11 protein-coding genes are annotated in these 17,972 nt (G+C 45.0%); 1 reads left to right on the forward strand and 10 read right to left on the reverse strand.

Annotation, left to right across the window (positions count from 1 at the left end):
• Window positions 1-810: 810 nt before the first annotated feature.
• The 3 genes from recD to F975_RS02005 form a co-directional block, all read right to left on the reverse strand.
• Complete coding sequence (gene recD / locus F975_RS01995; RefSeq protein ID WP_034425586.1) at window positions 811-2,553, reverse strand: exodeoxyribonuclease V subunit alpha; 1,743 nt, start codon at window positions 2,551-2,553, stop codon at window positions 811-813.
• 101 nt (window positions 2,554-2,654) lie between these two features.
• A complete protein-coding gene (locus F975_RS02000; protein ID WP_004749821.1) occupies window positions 2,655-6,389 on the reverse strand; it encodes a UvrD-helicase domain-containing protein in 3,735 nt (1,244 codons plus the stop codon).
• Window positions 6,389-10,051, reverse strand: a complete 3,663-nt coding sequence (locus tag F975_RS02005; protein ID WP_004749822.1) for an exodeoxyribonuclease V subunit gamma — start codon at window positions 10,049-10,051, stop codon at window positions 6,389-6,391. The genes F975_RS02000 and F975_RS02005 overlap by 1 nt, the downstream gene beginning before the upstream one ends.
• A gap of 167 nt (window positions 10,052-10,218) precedes the next feature.
• Between F975_RS02005 and F975_RS02010 the strand changes: the two genes are divergently transcribed.
• Window positions 10,219-10,728 (forward strand): hypothetical protein, encoded by a 510-nt coding sequence (locus tag F975_RS02010; RefSeq protein WP_004749823.1) that lies wholly within the window; start codon window positions 10,219-10,221, stop codon window positions 10,726-10,728.
• An 11-nt stretch (window positions 10,729-10,739) separates the two neighbouring features.
• Here F975_RS02010 and pap read toward each other — a convergent pair whose 3' ends face one another.
• The 7 genes from pap to F975_RS16075 all read right to left on the reverse strand — a co-directional run bounded on the left by pap (window position 10,740) and on the right by F975_RS16075 (window position 17,731).
• Window positions 10,740-12,158, reverse strand: a complete 1,419-nt coding sequence (pap, locus tag F975_RS02015; protein ID WP_004749824.1) for a polyphosphate:AMP phosphotransferase — start codon at window positions 12,156-12,158, stop codon at window positions 10,740-10,742.
• Window positions 12,159-12,328: 170 nt separating this feature from the next.
• A complete protein-coding gene (locus tag F975_RS02020; protein ID WP_004749825.1) occupies window positions 12,329-13,117 on the reverse strand; it encodes an ABC transporter ATP-binding protein in 789 nt (262 codons plus the stop codon).
• A gap of 10 nt (window positions 13,118-13,127) precedes the next feature.
• Complete coding sequence (gene ssuC / locus F975_RS02025) at window positions 13,128-13,907, reverse strand: aliphatic sulfonate ABC transporter permease SsuC (RefSeq protein WP_004749826.1); 780 nt, start codon at window positions 13,905-13,907, stop codon at window positions 13,128-13,130.
• Window positions 13,904-15,079 carry an FMNH2-dependent alkanesulfonate monooxygenase gene (ssuD, locus tag F975_RS02030; RefSeq protein ID WP_004749827.1) on the reverse strand — a complete coding sequence of 392 codons (1,176 nt, stop codon included), beginning with the start codon at window positions 15,077-15,079 and terminating at the stop codon, window positions 13,904-13,906. The genes ssuC and ssuD overlap by 4 nt, the downstream gene beginning before the upstream one ends.
• A 46-nt stretch (window positions 15,080-15,125) precedes the next feature.
• The gene (locus F975_RS02035; protein WP_004749829.1) at window positions 15,126-16,118 is read right to left on the reverse strand and encodes an aliphatic sulfonate ABC transporter substrate-binding protein; all 993 of its coding nucleotides are present in this window, start codon (window positions 16,116-16,118) and stop codon (window positions 15,126-15,128) included.
• A gap of 11 nt (window positions 16,119-16,129) precedes the next feature.
• Entirely contained in the window at window positions 16,130-17,125 is a 996-nt protein-coding gene (locus tag F975_RS02040; RefSeq protein WP_004749830.1) for a sulfonate ABC transporter substrate-binding protein, read from the reverse strand.
• A gap of 471 nt (window positions 17,126-17,596) precedes the next feature.
• The gene (locus F975_RS16075; RefSeq protein WP_265596614.1) at window positions 17,597-17,731 is read right to left on the reverse strand and encodes a hypothetical protein; all 135 of its coding nucleotides are present in this window, start codon (window positions 17,729-17,731) and stop codon (window positions 17,597-17,599) included.
• Between the last annotated feature and the right edge of the window lie 241 nt (window positions 17,732-17,972).

Raw genomic sequence — 17,972 nt, forward strand, 5'->3', positions numbered from 1 at the left:
TGCATCACTACAGCAAGCCATCTATTTTAAGTCAAAAGCTAAGCGATTGCAAAAAAAGCGTGAGATTCCATCAATTTTTTATAAAAAAATAAAAAAATGCAAAAGCCCAAACGGTATTGGTTTGGGCTTTTGTACGCTGTAGTTTCTTGTTTTGCTTTGTTGTTATTATGAGCGGTTGAGTCGCGCTTCTTAGTTAGTTATTGATTTAACGTCCTAACTTGGGCTTATCATGCTTCCATGAGCATCATGTTCGCATAAAAATAGTGGGTCACCTATGGGCGTTGTCTCAAGCTAATGTAAGCAAAAACTTACAAAACAAACACGATTAAAATACTCAAGAAACATAATTTCATCAAGTTTAGTAAAAAATATTCAATAAATTCAAATAAATAAAAATACACAAAAGATTATACCTATAGTTTTATATATTTAAAAGAGTTGACCATTTGATACAAATATTTACATGGTAAATTTATCTACTTTGCATAAAAACACAACTGGCAGGTTGTATCTTGATGAATCAAGATGATGATTAACAAGTCTAAATCTTCAGGATATAAAAAAACCCTGTAGTCTCTCCCAAAACTACAAGGTTTAGTGGCTGTAAGTTTCCTGCGTATGACTCACGTCCCGTAAGTTTGCTGTCTATTGACTATTATTATTCTTATGCAATTATAATTTAGCTCATCCATGCTAAATCAATTTGGCAAAACCATAGTATGAACATCTAACTGACTAAACTATTCGGCAATTTCCTTATTTAATGTAAGCCATTTCTTACATTAGCCTCTATTGTAAAATAAAACTTTACTATTCAATTGATTGTTCAATTTTTCTAATCAAACCACTGTATCTAACCGTCTGACAGGTTAACGCCTGAGCAAAAGCTGCCCGATCGACCAATAATGATACAGCTTTTTTTGCCCGCGTAATTGCCGTATAGATCAGCTCCTGACTTAACAGCTTTTCTGCTTGAGCATCAAGTACAACCGCCGTATGCGCAAACTCTGAACCTTGCGACTTATGAATGGTAAGTGCAAATGCTGTAGCAATATTTTTAGGTAAGCGCTGAGCAACCACCCATTTTTGTAAGCTCGGAAAAAATACCGAAAACTGCTGATGATCTTCTTTCTGAAAAAAGCAGATCCCAATATCACCATTGGCAAGTCCAAGCTGGTCGTCATTTTCCGTCATCATAACAGGGCGACCAATATACCAATCCCCAACCGCCTGTGTATAAGGGAGTAATATTTTGAGTAATTGCTGCTGCATAAACTGGTTGATACGTTCCAAACCGAACTCACCATGATGAATCGCAGTCAAAATACGATAATGGTCAAAACAGGCAATGACTTGCTCGACCTCAGCCTGTGATTGTTCACCTTGCAAATAAGCCAGTAGGCTTTGAGTATAGTCTTCAAAGCCTGACCATAATTGCTCCAATGCCTGTTCTATAGCAGTTTCAGCATTTAAATACTGCAACTGAACCAAATCTTTTTGAATCCTGTTTAGATCTACAATTTGCAGTTGACCCGCCGCAACAATATCCTGTTCAAATGCGCTCAATACTTGCTCAGTATTCATTTGTCGAACTGTTGCCTGCTGAATAAAACGTGCCATTTTGCCAATTAAAGCGTCATCACTAAAACGCCGACTATTGAGCAAATTTACGCGATACGGCTGTAAGCGTTTAGGTTGTTGTAAATCTGCCAGCACCGAACCCACATCCACCGATGCCAGCTGCTGCGCATCGCCCAACAAAATCAGTCGGGCATGATCAGGAATTGCCTCAAATAATAAGGTTGCCAGATTTAAATCCAGCATCGAAGCTTCATCGACAATAATCAGATCATAAGGTAAGGGTTGCTGGGCGGTAAACTTTGCCTGCCCTTGCCTACCGATTCCCAGCAAGCGATGCAATGTCACAGGCTTCAATAACAACAGTCCAGACTGAATCAAACCTTGTTGTTGCAAATCAGGATCATTAAAAGAAAGCTGCAAAGCTTCCTGCATACGTTGCGCTGCCTTACCTGTAGGTGCAGCCATTGCAATCCTTAAATGAGGCAAGCAATGATTTAACACTGCCACGATCCGTGCCAGTGTGTAGGTTTTCCCAGTCCCAGGCCCGCCTGTGATCATATTTAAAGCGGACTGTCCAACCATCTGCAAAGCTTGCTGCTGATATGGATCAGGCAATAATGATAAATAAGTCGAGGTATCGACCTGCGTAGGCTGCTGAGCGACCAGACGTTGTACTTGCTGAGCCAGACGTTGTTCGAGTGCAAAATAGCGATACAAAAATAAAGCCTGCCCATCGTAGATAAAAGGGGCGACCTGAGCTGCATGCATACTCACCAGTGATCCAAGTTGCTGCGCTTGCTGCTCGGTACAGCGAACACAACTGTCACCACGAGCTTTTGCCATAAACAATTGTGAAATGTAGAGTATAACATCAGCATTTTCGCTTGACTTTACAAGGCTTTTTGTCAGATACTTCGCCCACTTTTCAGCCCAGACAAAATTTTCCCGCTGCTCTGGCATGATTTCCTGCATTATCATCTAGTTATCCTCATACTTATTCACATAGATATCAACAGAGTTATACCCAAAGTTGTCCACAATTTAAGCTTTTGTTTTTTATAAACTTAGCTAAGTTATGCACTTTTTTGTACCCTGTTCTGGACATGCGTATAACCCAAAATGGCATCTAGCCTTAAAATAAACTCAGGTTCTGGTCGCCAGTAATAACTGCCAAATCCAGCCTGTGCCGACATGCCACGCAAATACAAATAACTCGCTCCACCCAGATGCTGCTCAATCGCATAATTTTCCAAGCGAGTTTTCAAATAACGGTGTAAAGCCACCAGATAAATACTGGCCTGTAGCCAATAGCTGCTTTGTGACATATTTTGCTGAATGCCAAGCACACTATAATCTTGCAGGCTATCGCCCAAATAATTGCTTTTATAGTCGGCAATATAAAAGCGCCCCTGATGCTCATACACCAAATCAATCGCACCATTTAAATAACGTGCAGACTCGGCAGGATTAAACTCAGGCATGTATAACCCATATTCTTTAAAGAGTGCATGTAGACGTTGCACTGCAAAGACTTGATCAGACAACGCCATAAAAAATGGAAACTCCGCCAAGTGCTGTGCAGGCTCAAGCTGCTGCAAACAAAAATCACCATGAATGGGCGTTGCTAAAATCTGAGTTAACCATTGTTGAATTTCGGTAACCGCGCAGTCTTCAAGTGTCGTCTCAACATGCAAATCACTGCGCTGTTGATAGCGCTCCAATAACTGTTGCCATAAGTAAATATCATCATTTTTAAAACGACGGCGAATTTCATAATGCCAGCTATCATTTTGCTGAAAATCCAGATGTTCAAAAATTCCATGCAAGAAATTCCCTGCATGTGTACCTTGTGGAAACTGGCGCTGAATCCACGGCAATTTGTCTCTCTCTTGTGAAAGCTGAGTCATTGGCATAAGTGGCTGCCATTCATCCTCTGCAGCTTGTTGTTCACCGCTATATTCTACCAGTAAGTCTTTGGCTTGCTGTCTGGACAGATGCTGCGCCAACCCTGTAAAACTGGTTCGTACGCGCGGATAAAAGCGCTTTTGCGGCAATGGCAATGCCTGTAGTTCCATAACCGTTTCAGGTACAGCAGAAAAAATTGGTTTCGGACATTCGGTTAAAAAAACCGCTTCACCACTGGCAGGATGCTGAAACTCTTGCACCTGATTTTTCCAAAATGCCAAGCCTGTAGTGGATGTGCCTTTATGATCTTGTAACACGGCATAGACTCGATAACTGGCACGGGTCAGCGCCACATACCAAAGGCGATGCTGCTCGGCTTCAAGACGCAGTTGATGCTGATCCAAATCGGCCTGCGGGATATTGTCCCGATCATGAATCGCAATCACACGCTGTGCTTCAAGCTGCTGAGTTTGTGGGTTGAGCTGTTCTACCGTCGAAAAATTCAGTTGTTTGTTGGGTTCACTGTGTTTGCCATCGGCATTTAGTAAAAATACGATTTTAAACTCCAGCCCTTTAGACTGGTGAATGGTCATGAGTTGCACACCCGCAGCAGTAGAGAGCTTGCGTTCCAGTTCCCATTCCCGATCACTGGGTTTTTGCACCTGCATCATATACCAGTGATACAGGTTTTGTGCCCCCTGATACTGGCCACTGTGTTGACTGAGCAATTCAGTCAGATGGCGTAAATTGACCACTACCCGTTCATTGTCACGGCTCTGGCTCGCTACCACAGTTTGCCACACCGCAAAACGCTGCAATAAATACTGCCACGCGGTCAAGAAGTTACGTGCAAACCACAGCTCACGCACATGATCAAACTCTAAAATATACTGGCTCAGACCATCGGCTTGGGCTTGCAAATCGACCAATTGTTTCAGCGTTAAACCAAACAAACGGCTTAGCAATGCACGCTTGAGTTTGGCTTCATCATATGGCGCTAAAATTGCCGTCAGGACTGCTGCAACATCTTTGGCAATCTGGCTATCAAAGACACTTCGTTTGGCAGGACGATTGACCCGAATATTCAACCGTTCCAGTACATGTTGCACCTGATCCAAACCATCATGATTTTTGGACAGCACCGCAATATCATCGGCAATCAGCGCCCGTGAGCCTGAGCTCTCGGCAAAATACAATTGGCCTTGTGCCGACTGGTTCAGCAACTGTCGAATTTGCCATGCCACCTGTTCATGGGGAGGCTGTTTTTCAGGAATGTTCAACCAACGTAACGGCTGCGGGTTTTCCTGTGCCTGATCAATCAAGGCAGGATGAGGACGACGCCCTGCCTGCACGGGGTAATAGATGACCTGCTCACCAAAATCGGGCTGCCGCTGGAATAAAGCATCGACTACCTCAACCAAAGGTTGAATCGAGCGTTGATTATGAATCAGTTGATAGAACTTGCCTGCCTTTTGCTGTACATCCTGATGCGCTTTAATAAAGGTCAGCATGTCACCGCCACGAAAGCCGTAAATGGCCTGTTTACGGTCACCAACCATAATCATGCAGCTTTGACTATAACGCTTAGGATGCCGCCAGATACTCGCTAGCATATCGTCCTGATCCTGGTTGGTGTCCTGAAACTCATCGACTAAAATAAGCGGATAGCGGTTTTGCACAAAAGCCGCAAATTTTTGCCCGTGCTCACCTTGTAGGGCTTCTGCCAGTGTTCGGATTTGCTGGGAAAAAGTGGTTTCACCATGTTGCTGCAACAGCTGCGGCAAACGCTTTTTCACTTCCTGACAGAGATAGAATTGCAAAGAAGTATTAAATTGATTTAAATCCTTTTGAATCTTAAGTTTCGTTTCTAAAATATTTTTTAACGACACAATCATAGGATGCTGATAAAAAGAATCCTGAATATGTTGATCGCATTTATTAAAAATACTGGTTCGAGGTTTCCCTTTTGAATCTAAAAATAAAACCTCGATGTCTTTCAATACGCGTTGATTAAAATATACGTGAGCACCTTGTTCTCGAATCTGTTGAATAATTCGAGGCAAACCTGTAGTAAAAATGCCATGGAAACGATCGCTTCCAAAAGCTTTCTTATTGATAAATTTATAATATGCGCCATCGAGTAAATAGTAATCTTGCAATTCTTCCCAATGTTGCGATGGCGTAGATACAAATTGATTTAAAGCGGATTCAAATTCAACAACACTGAAAGTAGGCACATCAACGCTTTTAAACTGGGCATTACTAAAATTCAGGCTTTTTTCAACCACATCGACATAACTGTCAACCCGCCCAAGCTCACCGCTGATATATAACCAGTCAATCAATTGCTGAGGCTGTGCCTGAATCCATTCGCGTAAAATGTCATGCACCAATTGCCGCGTGTATTGCTTGGCTTGATCGGTAATTTCGGCATGTTCAATTTTGCCACTTTCAAATGCAAACTCACGTAATAGCTTTTGGCTAAAACTGTCGAGCGTTCCGACAAATAACTCATCCAGCTGATCGATGATCAGTTTGAGGCGTTCACAAGCATAGCCGACCTGATGGGCAAACTGGCCGAGAATCTTGGCTTGTAAAGGATCGCTACACTGCTGTGCAAATGCCAGATTTTCTTCAGGCGTCGCACTACGCCGAGCATCAAAAAAACGCTGGCTTTCTTGTAAGCGTTTACGAATCCGAGTTTTTAACTCTGCCGCCGCCGCACGGGTAAAAGTGGTGGCAATCACCTGACGCGGCAGGTATTGTTCCAGTAAAATCCGCACCATCAGGCTTGATAAAGTAAAGGTCTTACCCGAACCTGCGGAGGCTTCAATCCAGTGTAAACCGCTAAAATCAATGTCATGAATCGGGGTGGTTGAAATACAGGTTTTATTCTTATTCATTAGGCATGTTCTACTGCACGTTGGTACTGATAAATAGGCGCATACAGACGATAGGCAAAACGCTGACAGGCATCTTGTAGCAACAGGTCAGCATCTTGTTCCTGCAAAATAAACTGCCAGTCGTCGTGATACTGAGTGGAACGATCTTCATGAATTGAAAAGAGACTGTTAAAGTTTCCGCCACCTTGCCACTGTTTTAACAGATTTTTTTCAGGTTCAACGATGTGCATATTGCCCTGTTCATCGGCTTGCCATTCTAAAGTTTTACCCGTTTCGAGCGGTTTCAATAACAATGCCGCAGGCAACACCAAGGGTGAAGTTTGCCCATAATCCCATGCCTTCAGCCATTCATCCAAATAAGCTTTTGCCTGTACTGAACTCAGCCCTTCACAAATCAGGGTACTGTTGCTAAATACCACTATACGTTTTAGCTGCTTACCTTGTTCTCCGAGGTTTAAATACGTCAGCCACAACAAATATTCCAGCCATGTTTTGGCACGGCGTTCAGCGCGGGCACTGGATGGGTTCAGGCTCGCCCAATCCTGCTGTGGCTGTTTAGGAATCACAATCCGCATATGTAACTTGTCGCGCAGATGTAAAGTCTGCCCCGTGGTTTCAGTCGGTGCAGCAGCATATTGTTGTAACTGGGTCAAAAGTTGTTGATGTTCCAACTGACCGAGCTGCCATGCGCTGTGCTGAGTTTTACCGACAGGCAAACGGTCTTGCAACAGCTCGGTACTTGCGGCATCCTGCTGCTGTAAAAACTCGCGCAAGCTATAACGCCCCAAACCATCGAGTAACAATGGCTCAACTTCATCGGGTAAATCCTGCATACACAGATTTTCAACTCCAAGTGTTTTTAAATACAGCTGGGCTGGAAAGACCATGTCATTCAGCCACTGTTGGCTGCTGAGCATAATCACATCGGTTTCAGGCACCGTATAAGTTTGATTACTCCACGGCTGACGTTGCCCTGTCGCTTGCTGAATTTGCTGAGCTACAGTAAACCACTGGTCTTGATAGCGCAGATATTCTGCTGTAAAACCTTTCAAGTCAAAAGGCTGTAACGGGTGTACCCGATATAAACTCAGCATCTGCTGCGGAATCTCCAGACCTGCATACTCTACAGTTGCATCAATCTCGGCATCGGGCTGCTCGGATGCCACAATGTAGCCAATATGATCCAGTAGCTCTTGCAAAACACTGGATGGCTGGCGCACTTCACCATCGCTAATATCAAAACCATTATAAAATAGCCAGAGTTGCTCTTTGGCCAGTAGCAGCGCATCTAAAAATGCGCCCTGATCATCTTCCAGACGCGAACGATCCCCTAACTGTGGTCGTAAACTTTGCATCAAATCAAATGGGGTATGCGTTTGTCGGTTTGGGAATTTCCCACTGTCCAGATTCAGCATGACCACCAAACGATACGGTAACGGACGAATCTGCCCAATTTGACTAAAAGTAATCTGTCCGCTCGGTTCAGCCTGATCGAACTGGCTGTCGAGCTGCTGCTGAATTTCTTGCAAAACCACGCCCAGTGGCAGGCTAAAATCCTGTAATGCTACCTGTGGTGAATTTTGCTGTTTTTGATAATGTACCGACAAAGTCAGCATTCGAATGTGTTTACGCACCATGTCATAAGCAGCACCAAGTGCGGTCACACCTGCCTGCTGAAACTCATGGATATCTTGCTGGATCTGATACAGCCAGTGTTCAACGGTATGATTTTGCCCCAGTTCATGCAAAATCAGCCAATCACGACGCTGTGCCAAATCTTCATAAATGTCTATCAGGGTCGCGATTAACTCAAAATCACTCGACAACACTTGCGCATAGCTCAGTGTTCCTTCAAACAGCACATGCTCAGGAATCGCCACTCCAAGTGCCAAACGGTCTAAGGCAAATTTAAAACTAAAACGATAATCCCGATCTTCTGGACCAAGCTGGCGCGCCAGATGGGCTTCGTCCAACCCGCGCTTAAAACCAGCCTGAATCAACAACTGCAACGCCCGCTGGGTTTGTGAGGTATCTAAAGCATAGCGTTGCTGCGTCGCAGGCAAACTCAACCAGTCGGCAAACTGTTCAAACTGGAAACGTCCATGCGGCAATTGAATCCGATAACACACTGCCTGCCATGCCTGACGCATATCCAGCTGCGCTACACCGCCAATTTTGACGGGTAAATAGGGTGCTTGCTGTGCATTTTCTACCCGTGGTGGCGGTGCAAAGACACTGCGAATATGAGGCTCAAGTGCCTTGATGTCTGGTGTTAACACCAAAATATCATCCAGACGGTGCGGTTGTTCAGCCGTGCCCTGTGCCAGCCAGTGCAACAGCTGATCTTTCAAGACTTCAAGCTGACGCAATGCAGAGTGACAAACATGAACCTGAATCGACTGATCATCGGGAGAAAGCTCAAATTGATGCTTTTCAGGTTCCATCAGGTACAGCACATCTGACTGGATTTTACCGAGCAAACTCTCGGCATAATCTTCATCGAATAAATCGAGCCATTGCCCTTCTTCGCCTGATGACAAATGTGACAACAACGAGAAATGGTCACGTGCCTGCTTGCCAAAACGGGTCAATAATGGATGACGCGACTCACGCGCTTCGGCATTAAAATTGAGGGTAAATTCATCAAAGAAACGTTGCAGATCGGCATCGGAGGCTTGCGGATGTTTTTGCAAAAAACGCTGCTTGACCCCAAGGTCATAGCGTTTCTTCCAGTTCGGATCGACACTGTCTGCCCAGTATTCCTGCGAAGGGTTATAGTGCAAAATCACCACGTCCAGATACTGCCCCAAGCGCCGTAAAAATTGTAACTGGGTCGGAGGCAAATCCAGCACCGTAAAAATCAGCAATTGCTGCGGCAGGCGTTTCAGCGCGGCTTTACGCTGCTCTGGGTCATCGAGAATTTCCCAAAAATCGCGGTCGATCTGCTGCATTTGCACAAAGTCAGCATGAAAGACTTCCTGCCACAACCAGCGCTGCCATGCTTCAAGCTGCTGTACCTGTTCCAGTTGATACAGCGCAATGCCGTGTTCGTCCGCCTGAAATAACTGCTCAATATCCAGTTCGCGGTTATTGCCCCAAGCCTTAAGCCAGTTTTGCGGGCAACCACATGGCTCATGCCAGTGGTGCTGACATTGCCCACGGTAAACCATGTAATGACTAAACACTCGCGACACCTGCTCGGATACCCAGTACAGCATGTTTTGTTTTTTGAGTTGCTGTTGCAAACCTTGTGTTAAATGCGCTGCACTGTCGTAAATCCGCTGCACAATACTATACAGCGGATGCTCGGCAGCAAGGCTGAGTTGCTCGGGTTCAATATGGGGTTTTAACGCTTCATAAATACGCCACTGCATCACCAAACGTGGAATATTGGCTTGGCGTACTTGTTCTTTATTTTCTAGAACTTGTTGATAAGCGTACCATTGAAAGGTCTGAATCCGTTGGTGATACAATTGGTTGGCGCTAATGCCCTGATACTGAGAAATCTGCTGCTGTAACCATTGCTCCACAGCAGCACTCGGCACCACAAAATGCTGCTGTTGTAACACCTGTAAAGGATGGCTTTCTGCCTGACTAATTTGGGCTAACAGCGTTTGCAATAACAGTTCTAATCGCTGACTTTGACAAACATGAATACCCATAAATCACTTTTCTCGCTGTATTTTTGCAGAATGGATGCAATTTGCACAAATTGACACACAGATTGTACTATTTCTTTAACATGACTTATGTCATTTTAAAAAACAATACGTTGTGATCACAATGACGGTATTTCAAGTAAAATAGCACCTCAACAGGTAAAGACTTTATGAAAATTGATCATATTCCCGACTCGATTGACCCCGATTTGAATCTGGAACAGGTACGCCAAAACTGCTTGGCTTTAGCGAAAAAACGCGCCTATCTGTCTGCGGGAGCTGCGGTCATTCCTGTGCCTTTTTTAGATGTGGTGGTCGATGTCGGTATTTTGTCGAAACTGATTCCTGAAATTAATGAGAAATTTGGACTCGACCCTGAACACATCAGCGTGTATGACCCGAAAACCCGTGAAATTCACTGGCAGGAACTGCGCAAACGTGGCGTGCAATTTTCAGGCTTAATGGTGGCACGCACAGGTGTCAAAAAATCATTGAACGGTTTTATTGGCAAAATGGTGACCAAACAGGTCTCCAAATTTATCCCTTTAGGCGGGCAAATTGTTGCTGCCAGTCTGGGTTATCTGGTCTTTAAAAAAATTGCTTCTGCACATGTTGAAGACTGCTACCAACTGGCAAAAGGCATTCAGCTTAAACAAAAAGCCCAACCCGTTGTGAGCTAGCATCAGGCGGATTACTCCGCCTTCAACTGATTTAAAATAGCTTGCATAATGTCCAGTCGCGCCTGACGCTTACTGTCGGTAGAAATCACATGCCACGGTGCATAAGCAGTATTGGTCAGATAAAACATATCGGCGGCAGACTCCAGATAGTCATCCCATTTTGCCCGATTACGCCAGTCATCACTGGTAATTTTAAAGCGTTTGTGTGGTGTTTGTTCACGAATTTTGAAGCGCTGTTCCTGCTCATCCTTACTAATGGCTAACCAAAATTTAATCACAATGGTCTGAGTATCGACCAGATCTTTTTCAAAGCGGTTAATTTCATCATAAGCACGTTGCCACTCAAAATCTGCTGTCAGATTTTCAATGCGCTCGACCAGCACTCGACCATACCAAGAACGGTCAAAAATGCTGATTGGGCTAGCATTTTCAAATTTTGTCCAGAAACGCCACAAATATGGATGATGCCGTTCATAATGCTCAGGTGCAGCGATACAGTGAATGTCGTATTCACGCGGATCGAGATTTTTTACGATTCGGCGTATTGCGCCCCCCTTACCCGCAGCGTCCATTCCTTCAAACACAATGACCACTTTGCGCTGATTGTAACGCAAGCGATCTGCAACCTTACGCGAGAGTTTTTTAAGCTGTGCCTTATAGTCTTTTTTGCTGATTTCAGGATGTGTAATTGCAAATAAATTTTGTGGAATTGGGGCTTGTGGCCATTGATTTGCGACTAGACCCGTATGCCTGGGCAAGTCTTTCAATGCTAGCAATAAATGCTGGGAAAATTCACGGTTGCGCTGACGCTTGTCTTCGCAGTCCAGTACAATCCAGTCCTCGCTATAGCGCTCACGTAAACGCTGGATGTTGTCATACTGTTTTTTATTGCGCCAGTCCAGACCATGCAATTTATGCCATTTCTCCTCGGAAGGATTCATATTGTCCAGACGTTTTTGCAAAGATTTCCACGACAAGTCGAACCAGAATTTGATGACATCGACCTGATTGTTTTTTAGATCTTGCTCAAACTTGCGCATTTGCTGGATGTAAGCATCGAACATGGTGTCATCCAAAGGCTTGGACACATGCATGGCGGTATTGAGTAAGTCATTGTACCAGTTACTAAACAGTACCACGATCTGACCCTCGGCAGGAATGACTTGGGCATATGGCTGCCAAAAGGGTTGTTTACTGCTGAAAAAATGCGGCGGCTCGGCATAGACATGTAAATAACGTGGATCGACCCATTCGCGCAGTTGCTTGACTGCCTCACCTTTACCTGCCAGTTCAATACCACTCATAATCACCAGAACGCTTTTACCGTGATCACTCCCTCGGCTATTTCGCAGTCGGTATTGGGCTTCAATGAGGTCAAAGGAAAGTTGATGGTCATGTTTTATTTTTTCTGGTTTTACACTTTGATCCATACTGAGTGACCTATGCTTATTCAATTCTTATATCTGGCATGATACTACACTCAGCTCAGGCATATACCATCCGCTCCCACCAAAAAACAAAAGGCAGGAATCCCTGCCTTGTTTCTGTATTGTTTTCAACATTTTAATTATCTCGACAAGCAAGATTCGTGGTGTCAGGTTTAGGTGGCTAAAACTGCTTGTAGCACCTGTTGTTCAAGTTCAGCAAAGCCAATACCTTTTTGACGCGGGCGTGGCAGATTGACTTTAAACTGCTGCGCAATATGCCCTTTATCCAGCAAAATAATACGGTCTGCCAGTTGCACTGCCTCACTGACATCGTGCGTCACCAATATGGCGGTAAAGCCCTGCTCACGCCATAACTTTTCAATCAGATTTTGCATGTCCAAACGGGTCAAGGCATCCAGTGCGCCAAGCGGTTCATCCAATAATAGAATCCGTGGGCGATGCGCCAAGGCACGTGCCAATGCTGAACGCTGGCGTTGTCCACCCGAAAGCTGACTTGGCCACAATTTGGCTTTTTCTTTTAAACCGACTTTTTCCAGTAAGGCTATCGCCTGTTCAGACTGTTGCTTGGGCAAACCGAGTTTGACATTGTCCTCAATGCTCTTCCATGGTAGCAAACGCGGGTCTTGGAACATCACCCGAATATCATCTGGCTGAATCGAGGCACTGTGTGCAGGCGCAGTAAAATCGATTTGCCCCTGACTGGCTTGCTCCAGACCTGCAACCAGACGTAACAAGGTACTTTTACCACAACCACTGCGCCCGACAATCGCTAGAAACTCGCCTGCCTGAATATTCAGATCAAGGTTTTCCAGTACCGTGACACTGCCATAATATTTGTTGAGTTGCTGAATATGAATTTCAGCGCCTGTGGTCGGGGCAACTTTATACTTGGGCGAGATGACTAGCTCATCCGCGTAATCCGCAATACTTAAATCAGTCATGATGCTCTCCTCAATCGTGTTGATAACCCGCATGCCAGCGCAGTAAATAGCGTTCCAGATATTGGGCAAGAACATCTGCCAGTTTGCCCAGTAAGGCGTAGAGTAAAATACCGACCAAGACCACATCGGTTTGCAAGAATTCACGCGCATTCATGGTCATATAACCAATGCCTGCCTGAGCAGAAATAGTTTCCGCGACGATTAACAATACCCAAACCAAACCGAGTGCAAAGCGTAAACCGACCAAAATCGAAGGCATCGCTCCAGGTAAAATGATGTCTTTATATAACTGCCAACGGGTCAAGCCATAGCTTTTACCCATTTCAATCAACTGCGGGTCAACCGAGCGAATACCGTGATAGGTGTTGATATACATTGGGAAAAACACCCCGATGGCAACCAAGAACAGTTTTGCCGATTCATCAATCCCAAACCACAAAATCACCAATGGAATGAGCGCCAGCGCAGGGATATTACGAATCATCTGCAAGGTGGTATCCAGTAAATTCGAGGCAATTCTGGAGGAACCATTGAGTAAACCGAGCAGCAAGCCCAAACCACCGCCAACCAATAAGCCGAGCAAGGCACGTCCCGCACTAATTTTGACGTGATGCCACAGTTCACCACTGATCAACAGCGACCAAAAAGCACTAAGCACCGCAGTCGGCGCAGGTAAAATCCGGCTTTCCAGCCAACCTGTCACCGATGCCACTTGCCAGAAAATCACCAATACCACGGGCACCAGCCAAGGCAACGTGCGTTGCCCTAGCCGTTTTACCACTTGGGTCATACAGCCTCCTCTGCCCGCTGACGTTTTTTGTCTTCATCAGGCACATAGTTGTTGGCAATAATCTCGCCAAATGGTCCAGTCAGATTCGGCTGTGACAGTTTTTTACGGGTTTCCAGTGGCAATAACGGGAACACCAATTCAGCAAAACGGATCGATTCCTCAAGATGCGGATAGCCTGAGAAAATAAAGGTGCCAATGCCCAAATCGGCATATTCCTGAATACGTGCCGCAACAGTTTCAGGATCACCCACTAACGCCGTGCCTGCACCACCACGCACCAAACCAATACCTGCCCATAAGTTTGGTGACACTTCCAGTTGATCACGGCGACCGCCATGCAAGGCTGCCATGCGGTGCTGACCGACTGAATCCATTTGTGCAAATTTCTTCTGTGCTGCGGCAATGGTGTTGTCATCAACGTATTGAATCAGGTCGTTGGCGGCTGCCCATGCTTCTTCATTGGTTTCACGCACAATCACATGCAATCGGATACCATAGTTCAAAGTACGCCCTTTAGCTTCAGCTTTGGCACGCACTGCTTCGATTTTTTCTTTTACCGCAGCAGGTGGCTCGCCCCAAGTCAGGTAGGTATCGACCTGTTCTGTTGCCAAATCAATTGCAACATCTGAAGAACCGCCAAACCAGAGTGGTGGATGAGGGTGCTGCACAGGCGGATAAAGCAGTTTGGCATCATCGACATTTAAGTGTTTGCCGTGGAAGCTAAATGATTCGCCTGTGTGTGAACGGGTTAAAATTTCACGCCAGATTTTCACGTATTCATTGGCAGTTTCATAGCGGGTGGTATGGTCTTCATACAAGCCATCGCCTTTGAGTTCCTGTTCATCACCACCAGTCACCAAGTTCAGTAACACACGACCATTCGACAAACGGTCAAAAGTTGCTGCCATACGTGCAGTCAACGCTGGCGTAGTCACCCCTGGGCGTAACGCCACAAGAAATTTCAGGTTTTTAGTGGCATCAATCAAGCTTGCTGCGGTGATCCACGGATCTTCACACGAACGTCCTGTCGGAATGAGTACACCTTCATAGCCCAAATTATCCACGGCAACCGCAAGCTGCTTCATGTAAGCGTGGTCAACCTGACGTGCGCCTTTGCTGGTACCTAAATAGCGGCTGTCACCATGAGTGGGAATAAACCAGAAAATTTTCATTGTGTTGTTCCTTTAAATGTCTAAGTCTTTAAAACTCAGAGCGCACTTAGTGCTGCGCCCAGATAATTTGGTTGATCTCGATGGAATTTGGGATCAACTTCTCTTGATAAAAACGATTTGCAATCTCTTGCTGTGCCTTGACCACCTCAGGAGTAATCGCCTGTGTTAGTGACGGCTTATAGCGTTTGTCGAGTACACGCTGGGCGATGTCAGCATTTAAACCTGTCGCCTGTTGATACAACTGCAACGACTCTTTTGGATGATCGACAATCCACTGTGCAGCATGGTTCAGTGCGGTTAAGAACTGGGTGGTTTCTTGTGAATGCGCTTTGACAAAGTCAGGGTTACCAATCACAAAGTTATAAGTGGTTTCAAAGGCTGTGCCGTCAATAATTGGGCGGGCATGTCCTTCCACTTCAGCAGCGCTACGGAACGGTTCCCAGATTGCCCATGCATCCACTGATTTTTTATCCAGTGCCGCACGGGCATCGGCAGGTGCTAACCAGATCGGCTGAATGTCATTCCAGGTCAGATTGGCTTTTTTCAGCACGCGCCCAAGCAAGTCATGTGCACTTGAGCCTTTTTGTACCGCGATGCGTTTGCCTTTGAGGTCGGCAATGGTCTTGATTGGACTATCGTTCGGGACAAGAACCGCTTGCCATTTCGGATGCACATTTTCATAACCGACATACACAATGCTTTTATTGGCAGCTTGGGCAAAAATCGGGGGAGTATTTCCAACCGAACCCAGATCGACTGCACCGACTGCCAAAGCTTCTAGCATTTGCGGCCCTGCGGGGAACTCTTTCCATTCGACCTTAGTTTTCGGAAATTCTTTTTCCAGTAAATGCTGCTGTTTTAAAACAATTGAATTTAAAGACGATTTTTGAAATCCAATACTCAATGTTTTTAGCTCAGCCACATGGCTTGCGGTTGGTACAGATGCCTGTGTAGGGGCAGTTTCAGACTTCTGGCACGCTGCAAGCAGTACCGTGACACTGGTCAAGACTACAAGGCTGGTGCTTCGTAAATAGCTCATGTCTGTCCCCGTTATTTATTGGGTGCGCTTAAAATCGCATCTTGAATATGAATTTGATTTGGAATCAGTTTTTGTTGATAAAAGGCATCAGCAACTTGCTGCTGTTCTGCAATCACTTGGCTAGAAATAGGCGTCACGCCAAAACCCATGCGCGAAATTGAAGTTTTCAGCACGCTATAATCTAGCCCAGTTGGTTTTTCTAATAATTTTGCAGCGTCATCCTGATGGGTTTTGACCCATTCAGTGGTCTGATTCAACTCTTTCACCACGGTGTTAAACACTTGAGGGTTGTTTTGCGCAAACTTGCGATCGGCCAAATAGAACTGGTGATTGCTGACCAAGTTCTGCCCTGTCGACAACACACGTGCGCCCAGTTGCTGCTGCGCTGCGGCAAAGAACGGATCCCAAATCACCCAAGCATCGACTGCACCTTTTTCAAACGCAGCACGGGCATCGGCAGGTGGCAGATACACTACTTGGATATCTTTTAAAGTAAGATGGTTCGCTTCCAAAACTTTCAGCAACAAATAATGCACATTCGAACCTTTGTTCAAGGCAATACGTTTGCCTTTTAGCTCCTGAATCGAATGAATATTGGAGGTTTTCGGCACAATCAGTGCTTCTGCCTGAGGTGCAGCAGGCTGGTTTGCCACATAAACCAGATTGGCATTCGCCGCTTGAGCAAAAATTGGCGGTGCTTCACCTGCCTCACCAATCACCACACTGCCAACATTCAGACCTTCAAGCAGTTGGGGACCCGCAGGAAACTCCACCCATTTCACCTGAACCCCTTGCGCCTGCAAGGTTTTTTCTAGGTCACCACGTGCTTTGACAATCGGCAAAAGACCATACTTTTGAAAGCCAATACTTAAAGTTTTCAATTCGGTTTTCGGCTGCGATGCTGCCTGTGCCTTGCCTTGTTGCTGTTCAGCAGGTTTGCTGCACGCACTCAGTGCCAAACTCAAACCTGCACAACCAATCACTGACCACTGTTGAATACAATTCATCTTTCTACATCCTAAAATTCTGTGAGTTCATTCAAAAATATGTTTTAAAATTCAGTTACATTCGAGCAGACTGACAACACATGTTTGGCATAACCGTGAAGGATTGAAGATAAGTAGATAACACCGCGAAGGTGCGAAGTGGTATACAGCGATTCATGGCTTTCTGCGCTCTTTCGACAAAAATGATCTGGAAGCCCATACCTTAAAGCTTTGTCTTTTTTAGCAAAATAAAGAAAAAATTGAATAATTATGAAATTTTCTGCATAAGAGATTTTCTGCAAAGTTTTACAGATTTACTGCTAAAACCACTTTCGGCTTAATTCAAAAAGTAGAAAAAAAATTTATTGTTATACATATATTTAGATATCTTTAAAACCGATAAAGCCTTTCTGAGTGTATGACTAGAATGCATCAAAGCCACTATCCTTTTGGCTTTTTTACATATCCATAGCAGAATTGCAGATATAGCCTTTAGCGGCTTTGCCAGAAACCCATTTGTAAATCAGCAGTTTCCTGCTCCTGTTCCGCAACAGGGCCAATCAGCCCAATGTCCTTTTGCCCATGCACAAACACATCAGCCGAAGATACGTTCGTGGTCGGGCGCAACCATTACCGAACCAAAGGAATGATGCTCCAACGAAATAGCGCGTTTACCGACTTCATTAGATAAACGCAAAAACGTAAAATTTGTTCAGGATTGAGGCTGACATTGGCTTTCCTTAAGCTGAGCACATGATGGTTCAGCGTGCTTCAATCATCTTAAAATTTTGTATGTGCGTAGGTTTTGGATATAAATATACAAACTCACGGTATGAAAAATTTGAATGTTATTCTGAATAAATTTACA

It is taken from the genome of Acinetobacter brisouisimilis, from assembly GCF_000368265.1.
Classification (GTDB): domain Bacteria; phylum Pseudomonadota; class Gammaproteobacteria; order Pseudomonadales; family Moraxellaceae; genus Acinetobacter.

Coding starts and splice junctions, on each gene's coding strand:
- recD (WP_034425586.1), bottom strand. CDS start 2,553: ATGCAGGAAATCATGCCAGAGCAGCGGGAAAATTTTGTCTGGGCTGAA.
- F975_RS02000 (WP_004749821.1), bottom strand. CDS start 6,389: ATGAATAAGAATAAAACCTGTATTTCAACCACCCCGATTCATGACATT.
- F975_RS02005 (WP_004749822.1), bottom strand. CDS start 10,051: ATGGGTATTCATGTTTGTCAAAGTCAGCGATTAGAACTGTTATTGCAA.
- F975_RS02010 (WP_004749823.1), top strand. CDS start 10,219: ATGAAAATTGATCATATTCCCGACTCGATTGACCCCGATTTGAATCTG.
- pap (WP_004749824.1), bottom strand. CDS start 12,158: ATGGATCAAAGTGTAAAACCAGAAAAAATAAAACATGACCATCAACTT.
- F975_RS02020 (WP_004749825.1), bottom strand. CDS start 13,117: ATGACTGATTTAAGTATTGCGGATTACGCGGATGAGCTAGTCATCTCG.
- ssuC (WP_004749826.1), bottom strand. CDS start 13,907: ATGACCCAAGTGGTAAAACGGCTAGGGCAACGCACGTTGCCTTGGCTG.
- ssuD (WP_004749827.1), bottom strand. CDS start 15,079: ATGAAAATTTTCTGGTTTATTCCCACTCATGGTGACAGCCGCTATTTA.
- F975_RS02035 (WP_004749829.1), bottom strand. CDS start 16,118: ATGAGCTATTTACGAAGCACCAGCCTTGTAGTCTTGACCAGTGTCACG.
- F975_RS02040 (WP_004749830.1), bottom strand. CDS start 17,125: ATGAATTGTATTCAACAGTGGTCAGTGATTGGTTGTGCAGGTTTGAGT.